The sequence below is a fragment of the uncultured Gemmiger sp. genome (genome assembly GCA_944388105.1).
Taxonomy (GTDB): domain Bacteria; phylum Bacillota; class Clostridia; order Oscillospirales; family Ruminococcaceae; genus Gemmiger.
The window spans coordinates 1-10402 of sequence record CALXHN010000075.1 but is presented as its reverse complement, the minus strand read 5'-3'; the positions used below and the strand labels follow the sequence as shown (position 1 = coordinate 10402).

The 10402-nt window shown below is 63.9% G+C and carries 10 protein-coding genes; 9 read left to right on the top strand and 1 reads right to left on the bottom strand.

The genetic code is table 11. The features are described from left to right. Nucleotides 1-153: 153 nt before the first annotated feature. Nucleotides 154-1503 carry an MATE family efflux transporter gene (locus Q0K17_RS08575; RefSeq protein ID WP_294542284.1) on the top strand — a complete coding sequence of 450 codons (1350 nt, stop codon included), beginning with the start codon at nucleotides 154-156 and terminating at the stop codon, nucleotides 1501-1503. Between the two features lie 177 nt (nucleotides 1504-1680). Next, nucleotides 1681-2523, top strand: coding sequence for a DUF368 domain-containing protein (locus Q0K17_RS08570; RefSeq protein WP_294542276.1), 843 nt, complete (start codon nucleotides 1681-1683; stop codon nucleotides 2521-2523). Nucleotides 2524-2576: 53 nt separating this feature from the next. Here the strand turns inward: Q0K17_RS08570 and Q0K17_RS08565 are convergent, their stop codons facing one another. Then, nucleotides 2577-3425, bottom strand: a complete 849-nt coding sequence (locus tag Q0K17_RS08565) for a MurR/RpiR family transcriptional regulator (RefSeq protein ID WP_294542270.1) — start codon at nucleotides 3423-3425, stop codon at nucleotides 2577-2579. A 603-nt stretch (nucleotides 3426-4028) separates the two neighbouring features. Here Q0K17_RS08565 and Q0K17_RS08560 point away from each other — a divergent pair. The 7 genes from Q0K17_RS08560 to Q0K17_RS08530 form a co-directional block, all read left to right on the top strand. After that, a complete protein-coding gene (locus tag Q0K17_RS08560) occupies nucleotides 4029-5381 on the top strand; it encodes an extracellular solute-binding protein (RefSeq protein ID WP_294542269.1) in 1353 nt (450 codons plus the stop codon). A 177-nt stretch (nucleotides 5382-5558) separates the two neighbouring features. Then, nucleotides 5559-6506: a sugar ABC transporter permease gene (locus Q0K17_RS08555; RefSeq protein WP_294542267.1), complete on the top strand. Its 948-nt coding sequence runs from the start codon at nucleotides 5559-5561 to the stop codon at nucleotides 6504-6506. A 14-nt stretch (nucleotides 6507-6520) separates the two neighbouring features. Beyond that, the gene (locus Q0K17_RS08550) at nucleotides 6521-7360 is read left to right on the top strand and encodes a carbohydrate ABC transporter permease (RefSeq protein WP_294542266.1); all 840 of its coding nucleotides are present in this window, start codon (nucleotides 6521-6523) and stop codon (nucleotides 7358-7360) included. Between the two features lie 25 nt (nucleotides 7361-7385). Next, entirely contained in the window at nucleotides 7386-8315 is a 930-nt protein-coding gene (locus tag Q0K17_RS08545) for a dihydrodipicolinate synthase family protein (RefSeq protein WP_294542264.1), read from the top strand. Between the two features lie 36 nt (nucleotides 8316-8351). Then, nucleotides 8352-8810, top strand: coding sequence for a YhcH/YjgK/YiaL family protein (locus Q0K17_RS08540; RefSeq protein WP_294542262.1), 459 nt, complete (start codon nucleotides 8352-8354; stop codon nucleotides 8808-8810). A gap of 12 nt (nucleotides 8811-8822) precedes the next feature. Next, a complete protein-coding gene (locus Q0K17_RS08535) occupies nucleotides 8823-9524 on the top strand; it encodes an N-acetylmannosamine-6-phosphate 2-epimerase (protein ID WP_294542282.1) in 702 nt (233 codons plus the stop codon). A gap of 12 nt (nucleotides 9525-9536) precedes the next feature. Then, nucleotides 9537-10402, top strand: an 866-nt coding sequence (locus Q0K17_RS08530; protein WP_294542260.1) for an ROK family protein, incomplete at its 3' end; no start/stop codon positions are given.

The window sequence follows — 10402 nt, the reverse complement described above, 5'->3', positions numbered from 1 at the left end:
GGCCTGTCCCGCTTTTGCATGCCGGACACCCTTTGCTTTTTGCCCGGGCTGTGATACAATGTTTTTATTGCGCGGCGGCCGCTTCGGCGGCCGCCTGTTATTTCCGGGAAAGAAGGCGTATCCATGTCCGCAGGTACCATAGCCCCCCACAGCATGGCCGAAGGCAGCATCGGCCGCTGGATGTTCAGTCTGGCGGCCCCGGCGGTGGTGGCCCAGGTCATCAACCTTTTATATAATATTGTGGACCGCATCTACATCGGCCACATGCCCGGGGTGGGGGCCACCGCCCTCACCGGGGTGGGGCTGTGCATGCCCATCCTCATGCTGGTCAACGCCTTCGCCATGCTCTCCGGGGCCGGGGGCGCGCCCCGGGCGGCCATCGCCATGGGCCGGGGGGACAACCCGGTGGCCGAGCGCATCACCGGCAACTGCCTGACCATGCTGGTGGGCATCGCGGTGGTGCTCACCGCCGCGTTCTACACCTTCGCCCCCGCCCTGCTGCGGCTCTTCGGCGCCAGCGACGCCACCTTGCCCTATGCCCTGAGCTACACCCGCATCTATGTGCTGGGCAGCGTCTTTGTGCTCATCGTGCTGGGCATGAATCCCTTCATCACCACCCAGGGCTTTTCCAAGTTCAGCATGCTCACCACCGCCATCGGGGCGGTGTGCAACATCATCCTGGACCCCATCCTCATCTTCGGGCTGGGCATGGGGGTGGCAGGGGCCGCCGTGGCCACCGTCCTGAGCCAGGGGGTCAGCGCCGTGTGGGTGCTGCTGTTCCTGTGCGGGGAGCGCACCCGGCTGCGCCTGCGCCCCGAAAACCTGCGCCCCAAGGCCCGGGTCATCCTGCCCTGTCTGGCCCTGGGGGTCTCCTCCTTTGTGATGAACGCCACCGAAAGCCTGCTGAGCATCAGCTTCAACGCCAGCCTGTCCCGCTACGGCGGGGATGTGGCTGTGGGCGCCATGACCATCATCACCAGCGTCAGCCAGCTCATCTCCATGCCCAACCAGGGCATCTGCCAGGGCGGCCAGCCCCTCATCGGGTACAACTTCGGCGCCGGACGCCCCGACCGGGTCAAAAAGGCCTTTGCCTGCCAGTTCGGCATCTGCGTGGGGTACGCCACCCTGTTCTGGGTGGCGGTGATGGCCTTTCCCCACTTCTTCGTGCACATCTTCAACTCCGACCCCGCCCTGGTGGACTACACCGTCTGGGGCATGCGCATCTATATGGCGGGCATCTTTGCCAGCGGGTTCCAGACCAGCTGCCAGCAGGCCTTCGTGGCCCTGGGACAGGCCAAGGTCAGCCTGCTGCTGGCCTGTGAGCGCAAGCTGATCCTGCTCATCCCCCTGATCTTCCTGCTGCCTTTGCTCATGCCGGACAACAAGGTGTTTGCGGTGTTCCTGGCCGAGCCGGTGAGCGACATCCTGGCCGCCGCCACCACCGTCACCGTCTTTATGACCCGGTTCAACAAGATCATGCGCCAGGGCCCCGGCAAAGCCTGAAAACCGGCGTCCTTTTGCCCAAAACCAGCCGCCCCCGACCCCGGACTCCTGTCGGTTTGCACAGGTTTCGGGGCCGGGGGCGATTTCGGCTTTTCTTGTGGGCGGGAGTGTGCTATACTGTTGCCACGGGCCGGTTGGCGGCCACGTTTTTTTTGCTGTTACGAAAGGATTTGCATTATGAACGAAACACGTCCCAACGCCCTGCGCCTGCTGCTGCGCTTTGTGCAGGGGATGCTCATCGGGGTGGGGGCGGTGCTGCCCGGTATCTCCGGCGGGGTGCTCTGTGTGGTATTCGGCATCTACAAGCCGGTGATGGAACTGCTGGGCGACCCCCTGCACAAATTCCGCACCCATGTGCCCAAACTGCTGCCGGTGATCGCGGGGGCAGCGGTGGGATTCCTGGGGGTGGCCAAGATCCTGGCCTTCTTCCTGGAAAGCTACCCCGGCCCCTCGGTCTGCCTCTTCATCGGGCTCATCGTGGGCATGCTGCCCTCCCTCTTCCGGGAAGCGGGAGAGCAGGGCCGCCCCAAAGGCTGCGCCGCCGCCCTGGGCATCGCCTTTGTCCTGATCCTGGGCCTGCTCATCGGGCTGAACCTCTTCTCGGTGGTCATCACCCCCAACTTCGGCTGGTATCTCTTCTGCGGGTTCTGTCTGGCACTGAGCGTCATCGCCCCGGGCATGAGCTTTTCCACCCTGCTCATGCCCCTGGGCCTGTACACCCCCTTTGTGGACGGACTGGGCAGCCTGAATTTCAGCATCCTGGTCCCGGCAGGCATCGGCGCCCTCATCACCATCGTCTGTCTGGCCCGGGCGGTGGACGCCCTCTTTGACCGGTTCTATCCCTATGCCTTCCACGCCATCATCGGGGTGGTCATCGCCGCCACCATCATGATCGTGCCGGTGGACAGCTTCACCGCCTCCCCGCTGGCGGCAGCGGTGAATGTGGTCTGTCTGGCGGTGGGCGTGCTGGCGGCCCTGGCCCTGGACAAATTCAACTCCCGGGTCCCCAAGCAGGACTGATTTTCCCAAAAACAAAAGCGGAACACCTACACGGGTGTTCCGCTTTTTGTTTTTTACAGCAGTTTGGGGGCCAGGGCCTTGGAGGTGCGCTGCTTGGCAATGGTGGTCAGTTCCAGGTTGTCCATGGTGAACCGCAGCACCAGCACCTCCGCCACATACAGCATGGCGATCTTGGCGGCAATGCTGCCCCCTTCCAGGGGGCTTTCCTGGGCGCCGCACAGCAGCACCACGTCCGCCAGGGCGGCGCCGGGGGCGTCGGCATAATGGGTCATCAGGATGATGTGGGCCCCGCAGCTCTTGGCCAGACGCAGGGTTTCCAGCATATCCCGGGTGGCGCCGGAGTAGGACACGAACAGCACCACATCCTCCGGCCCCATCAGGCTGGCGGTGAGGGCCTGCATATGGCTGTCCCCGGCGGTGTGGAACTTGGTGGTCACGGTGGCGAACCGGGCCCAGATATCGTTGGCCAGCACCTGGCTGCCCCCCTGGCCGAAGCAGTAGACCTGCCGGGCCCGCTGCAGAAGGGTGGCGGCCCGGTCCACGGCGGCGGGGTCCAGGGTGTCCCGGGTGCCGGTGATGGCCTCGGTGCTCACCGCGGCGGCATAGGCACACAAAGCGGCGGTGTCGCTGCCCGGTTCCGGCTTTCCGGCCGCAGCCGGCAGGACTGCCGCGTTGGCCTGGGCCAGGGCGATCTTCATCTCATTGTAGCCGTCAAAGCCCAGGGAGCGGCAGAAGCGGAAGATGGTGGCTTCGGCCACGCCGCAGGCCTTGGCCAGGGAGGAGATGGACAGATACTGTGCTTCCTCGGGATGTTGAACCAGATAGTCCGCCACCAGCCGGCCGGACTTGGTCAGGTCGTTGTGTTTGTCGCGCAGCAGCTGCCAGAAGCTCTGCTCTTTCATTCTCGGAATCGTTCCTTTCCGCAGGTCGCCCTGCCTGTGGCCCGGGGGAGGGCCGGTTTTTTGAAAAATATTTTCTGTATTTAGTATAAAAGAAAGATTGCCATTTGACAAGTGCGGCATATTGCTTAATATGCGCATGCTTCCTTGTGTATCTTGCCGAAAAGACGATAAAAAATGAAAAGGTTTCCGCTTTTTGCAGGCCGGCCGGAGAGATTCACACACAAAGGGGATTTGTGTGCAATGGAAAGACAGCGGCTCAAAAATAACGAAAAAACGGAAAACAATCCGCCGCCCGCTTTGGCCGGACAGAAAGAGAAAGAGACTTTGAAAAAGAAAAAAACTTACATTTTATAAAAGTCTGAAAATCCGGCCCCGATGACGGGAAAGGAGGAGCAGGGCCGGCGGCAGGCAGAAAAAAGAACGGTATTCCTGGAAAAAATGGCGGCGTTTTCCACCGGCTTTGTACAAAACGTTCAAAATTCCTGTAAAAGATTGGGCAAAGAGCCCCTAGACAAAATGAAAATAATTTTCTAAAATGAAAGCAACGAAAGGGCGATGACCTCCACCGCCCGACAAAGGAACGAACACCAAAGGAGAACACTTATGAAAAAGCAGCTTTCCATGTTGCTGGCGGCCGGTATGGCCGTGAGCCTGCTGGCCGGATGCGGCGGCACCCCCTCCGGCACCGGGTCCGACAGCACCGCCACCGCTGATACCGGTGCTTCCACCGCCGCCACCGGCGATGCCACCGCCATCACCCTGTGGACCTACCCCATCGGCAGCTTCGGCGATTCCGCCACCGTGGACAGCCTCATTGCCAAGTTCAATGAGACCCATCCCGAGATCAGCGTCACCGTGGAATACCTGGACTACACCAACGGCGACGACCAGGTCACCGCCGCCATCGAGGCCGGCACCACCCCCGACATCATCATGGAAGGTCCCGAGCGCCTGGTCTCCAACTGGGGCGCCAAGGGCAAGATGCTGCCCCTGAACGACCTGTGGACCGATGAGGCGGTGGCCGACATCTCCGCCACCAGCGAAAACGTGGTCAGCGCCTGCCAGTGGACCGACGGCAACTACTATGAGTACCCCCTGTGCATGACCACCCACACCATGGCCATCAACAAGGAAATGTTCGAGGCTGCCGGCGCGCTCCAGTACATCAACGAGGACGGCACCTGGACCACCGAAAACTTTGAAAAGGCCCTGCAGGCCCTGAAGGATTCCGGCGTCACCACCACCGCCATCGTCTACTGCGGCGGCCAGGGCGGCGACCAGGGCACCCGCGCTCTGGTGAACAACCTGTACAGCGGCCAGTTCACCAACGCCGACCACACCGCCTACACCGCCGACAGCGACGCCAACAAGAAGGCCCTGCAGCAGCTGGTGGACTGGGCCAATGAAGGCCTCATCACCTACGACGCAGCCGCCCAGGCCAGCGACGAACTGCAGCTGTTCGCCAACGGCAACGTGGCCATGACCCTGTGCTGGAACGCTTCCAACCAGGCCAACTACGCCGAGTCCGTCACCTTCACCGCCATGCCGGTGGCCTTCCCCTCCGACGACGGCGTGCCCGAACTGTGCGGCGGCATCTGGGGCTTCGGCCTGTTTGACAACGGCGACGACGCCAAGGCCGCCGCTTCCAAGGAATTCATCAAGTTCCTGTGCGACGACGCCCAGCAGGGCCCCGAGAGCGTCCGTCTGACCGGTTTCTTCCCCGTCCGTTCCTCCTTCGGCGATGTGTACGCCGGCACCGAGGATGAGGCCCGCATGGCCCAGTTCGCCAGCTTCATGCAGTACCTGGGCGACTACTACAACGTGGCTCCCGGCTGGGCCGAACAGCGCACTGCCTGGTGGAACATGCTGCAGCAGATCTTCAGCGGCGTGAGCGTGGACGACGCCACCGCCACCTACCAGCAGAGCTGCACCGACGCCATCAACGGCGCGGCCTGACAACAACTGATACGCAAGGCGGCATGACCTGCCGCCGGGGACACCTCCCGCCCGGTGCCTGACAGCCGGCGGGACAGCCGCCCCCGCCCCATCGGGTCAAACAGGTGGAGCGGGGGCTTTGTTTGTATCCGTCTCATCCCCCCACACGGGACCGATCTAGTAAAGGAGGGCCTTCTCATGGCTTCCAAAACCAAGGCAGCCGCCGCCGGCGGCGAGACCCTGACCTACAACCAGGGCACCTTCCGCAATTCCGCTCTGGTGCGGCAGCAGACCCTGGCGGCCTACCTGTTCCTGCTGCCGGCACTGATCTTCTTTGTGCTCTTCGTGGTGGTGCCCATGGTCATGTGCCTGGTCACCAGCTTCCTGGACTACCGCATGGGCAAACCCCTGACCTTCGTGGGCTTCGCCCAGTATATCAAGATGTTCCAGGACCCGGTCTTCCTCAAGGCCCTGCAGAACACCTTCATCCTGGTCATCGTGGCCGTGCCCGCCGTCACCGCCTTCTCTCTGTGGGTGGGCTCGGTGGTGTACAAGATGTCCTCCTTCAAGCGCAGCTTCTACCGGTGCGTCTTCTACCTGCCGGTGGTCACCGGCACCGTGGCCGTGGCCGTGGTGTGGAAGTGGATGTTCAACAAGTACACCGGCCTGATCAACTATGTGCTCAACGCCACCGGCATCATCCATGAAAACATCAGCTGGCTGGGCGACGCCCGCTTCGCCCTGGGGTGCATCACCCTGATCCTCTTCACCACCTCCATCGGCCAGCCCATCGTGCTGTACATCGCGGCCCTGGGCAACGTGGACCCCTCCCTGATCGACGCGGCGGAGGTGGACGGTGCTTCCAACCTGCAGGTGTTCTGGCACATCAAGTGGCCCCAGATCATGCCCACCACCCTGTACATCCTGGTCATCACCACCATCAACACCTTCCAGTGCTACGCCCTGATCCAGCTGCTGACCTCCGGCGGCCCCAACCACGCCACCGACACCATCATGTACTACATCTACTACCAGGCCTTCAAACTGAATGACTACGGCTACGGCAACGCCATGGGCGTGGTGCTGGCCATCATCATCGCCATCCTCAGCGCCATTCAGTTCAAGTTCGCCGGTTCGTCTGACTAAAGGAGGGTCACACCATGGAATCCAGCGTCAAAAACAAAGCCCTGACCCCCGGCAAGGTCCTGACCAACATCGTGCTGGTACTGCTGGCCGTCTTCTTCATCTTCCCGCTGTACTGGATCGTCACCGGCTCCTTCAAGGACCGCATTGCCGTCAATGCCAGCCCGCCGGTCTGGTTCCCCACCGAACCTACCCTGGACAACTACATCCGCCTGCTGGAAAACCCCGCCCTGCGCTGGCTGGGCAACACCGTCTTCATGGCGGTGGTGGCCATGGGCCTGACCTGCATCACCGCCGCCATGGCGGGCTATGTGCTGGCCAAAAAGCGCTTCCCCGGCCGCACCCTCATTTTCAGCATCATGATCTGCGCCATGGCCCTGCCCAAGCAGGTCATCCTGATCCCCCTGCTCAAGGAAATGAGCTTCCTCCACCTGCATGACAGCCTGTGGGCGGTCATCTTCCCCACGGTGGGCTGGCCCTTCGGCATCTTTCTCATGAAACAGTTCAGCGAGACCATCCCCGGTGAGATGATCGAGGCCGCCCGCATCGACGGCGCTGGCGAGGTGCGTACCTTCACCGACGTGGTGCTGCCCATGGTCACTCCGGGCATCGGCGCCCTGGCCATCTTCACCTTCATCAACAGCTGGAACGACTACTTCCTCCAGCTCATCATGCTGAACTCCAGCGAAAACCTGACCATCTCCCTGGGCATCGCCAAGATCCAGGCGGAAATGTCCAACGATTTCGGCCTCATCATGGCGGGCGCCGCCCTGGCCGCCATCCCTATCATCGCCGTGTTCCTGGCCTTCCAGAAGTACTTCACCCAGGGTATCGCCATGGGTGCCGTCAAGGGCTGATACTGTATAAGGAGTGTTTGCAATCATGAAAGACATCACCAGATACCGCGGCGTCATCCCGGCGTTCTATGCCTGCTACGCACCGGACGGCTCCATCTCCACCGACGGGGTGCGGGCCCTGACCCGCCACCTCATCGGCAAGGGCGTGAAGGGCGTGTATGTGGGCGGCTCCTCCGGCGAGTGCATCTACCAGCATGTGGACGAGCGCAAGGCCGTGCTGGAAGCGGTCATGGAGGAGGCGGCGGGCAAGATCACCGTCATCGCCCATGTGGCCTGCAACAACACCGCCGACTCCGCCGAGCTGGCCGCCCATGCGGAACAATGCGGCGTGGACGCCATTGCCGCCATCCCGCCCATCTACTTCCACCTGCCGCCCTACGCCATCGCGTCCTACTGGAACGCCATGAGCGCCGCGGCCCCCCACACCGAATTCGTCATCTACAACATCCCCCAGCTGGCGGGCACCGCCCTGACCATGCCCCTGCTGGAAGAGATGCTCAAGAACCCCAACGTCATCGCGGTAAAGAACTCTTCCATGCCCACCCAGGACATCCAGATGTTCAAGGACGCCGGTATGGCCGCCCGGGGCGAGGACGGCTTTGCGGTGTTCAACGGCCCGGACGAGCAGTTTGTCTCCGGGCTGGCCATGGGCGCCGACGGCGGCATCGGCGGCACCTACGCCGTCATGCCGGAGCTGTTCCTGAAGATGTACGAGCTGGTCAAGGCCGGGGAGATCCCCGCCGCCCGGGCCATCCAGTACCAGGCCGACCGCATCATCTACAAGATGTGCGAAGCCAAGGGCAACCTGTACGCCGTGCAGAAGGAGATCCTGCGCCGCCAGTACGGGCTGGAACTGGGCGGGGTGCGTGCCCCGCTGCCCAACCTGATGCCCGGGGACGAGGCCGTGGTGGCCGAAGCCCAGAAGATGATCGAGGACGCCGTCCGGGCCCTGTAAGGCCCCGGCGGACCCTTTCCGGAAAGGAGCTGCGCCATGATCACCGATACCCTTGCCAACCTGGCCCGGTACCGCGGGCTGCACAAAAACCTGGACACCGCCATCCACTGGCTGGAAACCCATGATGTGACCGCTCTGCCTCTGGGCCGCACGGTCATTGACGGGGACGCGGTGTTCGTCAACGTGATGGAGGCCGAGCTGCGGGACGCCGAGGGCGCCGCCTTTGAGTACCACCGCCGCTACGCCGACCTGCAGATCGACCTGACCGGGGCCGAGCGGTGGGACTGGGCGGCCGACGGCACCCGCCTGGTGCCCAACGCCCCCTACGACCCGGACAGTGACGCGGGCCTTGGCACGGCGCCGGAACAGGCTTCCGGGATGCTGAGGGAGGGGCGGTTTGCCCTCTTCCTGCCCGGGGAACCCCACAAGCCCAGCTGCCAGTGCGGGGTGTGCACCCACCTGCGCAAGGCGGTGGTCAAGATTGAGATGGGCTGAAAGGACGCTATGATGGAGAAAGAAAAACTGCTGAAACAGATCGAACACGGGCTTATCGTCTCCTGTCAGGCACTGGAGCACGAACCCCTGTACACCCCCGAAGGGGGCATCATGCCCCTGATGGCCAAGGCCGCCGCCATGAGCGGGGCGGTGGGCATCCGGGCCAACACGGTGCGGGACATCACCCAGATCAAGGCGGCGGTGGACCTGCCGGTCATCGGCATCATCAAGAAGGACTATCCCGGCACTCCCATGTACATCACCGTCACCATGGATGAGGTGGATGCCCTGGTGGGCTGCGGGGTGGATATCCTGGCGGTGCAGGGCACCAGCGCCCTGCGCCCCGACGGGTCCACGGCGGCCCAGTTCATCAAGGCCGTCAAGGCCAAGTACCCCGATCAGCCCCTGATGGCGGACATTGCCACCCTGGAGGAGGCCATGGCCTGCGCCCAGGCGGGGGCCGACTTTGTGGGCACCACCATGCGGGGCTACACCCCCGAGACCACCGGCATCAATGACATTGACTTCGACTTTGTGGCCAAGCTGGCCAGGGAATGTCCGGCCAGGGTCATTGCGGAAGGGCACATCCACTATCCGGAGCAGGCCCGCAAGGCGCTGGAAGCCGGGGCCTTCGCCCTGGTGGTGGGCGGGGCCATCACCCGTCCGGCGGAGATCACCGCCCGGTTCACCGCGGCCATCCGCGGCCTGGGCTGAGAGGAGGGCCGGATGGAGAAAGTCTATCTGGGCATCGATATCGGCGGCACCGCGGTCAAGCTGGGCCTGGTGGACGCAGAAGGCCGGGTGCTGGCCCGGGCCGAGGAGAGCGTGAGTTTTGACGGCTACAAGACCCCCATTCTGGACACGGTCACCGGGGCGGCCGCCCGCTTTCTGGCGGGGCAGAGCATCACCCCGGCGGGGGTGGGCGTTTCGGCCACCGGCCAGATAGACAGCAAGCAGGGCGTGGTGGCCGGCACCTGCGGCAGCCTGCCCGGGTGGGACGGTGCCCCCGTCCGCGCCGCCCTGGAACGGGCGCTGGGCCTGCCGGTGACGGTGGCCAACGACGCCAACTGCATGGTGCTGGGGGAGGTCTGGGCCGGAGCAGCCAAAGGCTGTACCGATGTCATCGGCATCACCATCGGCACCGGCGTGGGCGGCGGCATCCTGACAGGCGGCCGCCTGCTGGAAGGCGCCCGGGGCCTGGGCGGGGAGATCGGCCACTACCGCACCCATGTGCGGGACGGGGTACCCTGCACCTGCGGGGCCGTGGGCTGCTGGGAGCGGTATGCTTCCACCACCGCCCTGGTGCGCACCGCCCAGGAACAGAATCCCGCCTGGGACAGCGGCCGGACCATCTTTGCCGCCGCCGAGGCGGGGGACAGGGAAGTGCTGGCTTTGCTGGACGGCTGGATGGACGAGATCGCCCAGGGGCTGGCGGGACTGGTGCACATCTTCAACCCCCAGCGGATCCTGGTGGGGGGCGGGGTGTCTGCCCAGACCGACCTGCTCATCCGCCCCCTGGCTGACCGGGTGGCGGCGTCGGTGATGCCGGCCTTCCGGGAAGGCCTTACCCTGCGGGCCGCCGAGCTGCGCAA

Bases quoted from the DNA above. Each gene is read 5' to 3' on its own strand.
- Q0K17_RS08575 (WP_294542284.1), top strand. From the start codon at position 154: ATGGCCGAAGGCAGCATCGGCCGCTGGATGTTCAGTCTGGCGGCCCCG.
- Q0K17_RS08570 (WP_294542276.1), top strand. From the start codon at position 1,681: ATGAACGAAACACGTCCCAACGCCCTGCGCCTGCTGCTGCGCTTTGTG.
- Q0K17_RS08565 (WP_294542270.1), bottom strand. From the start codon at position 3,425: ATGAAAGAGCAGAGCTTCTGGCAGCTGCTGCGCGACAAACACAACGAC.
- Q0K17_RS08560 (WP_294542269.1), top strand. From the start codon at position 4,029: ATGAAAAAGCAGCTTTCCATGTTGCTGGCGGCCGGTATGGCCGTGAGC.
- Q0K17_RS08555 (WP_294542267.1), top strand. From the start codon at position 5,559: ATGGCTTCCAAAACCAAGGCAGCCGCCGCCGGCGGCGAGACCCTGACC.
- Q0K17_RS08550 (WP_294542266.1), top strand. From the start codon at position 6,521: ATGGAATCCAGCGTCAAAAACAAAGCCCTGACCCCCGGCAAGGTCCTG.
- Q0K17_RS08545 (WP_294542264.1), top strand. From the start codon at position 7,386: ATGAAAGACATCACCAGATACCGCGGCGTCATCCCGGCGTTCTATGCC.
- Q0K17_RS08540 (WP_294542262.1), top strand. From the start codon at position 8,352: ATGATCACCGATACCCTTGCCAACCTGGCCCGGTACCGCGGGCTGCAC.
- Q0K17_RS08535 (WP_294542282.1), top strand. From the start codon at position 8,823: ATGGAGAAAGAAAAACTGCTGAAACAGATCGAACACGGGCTTATCGTC.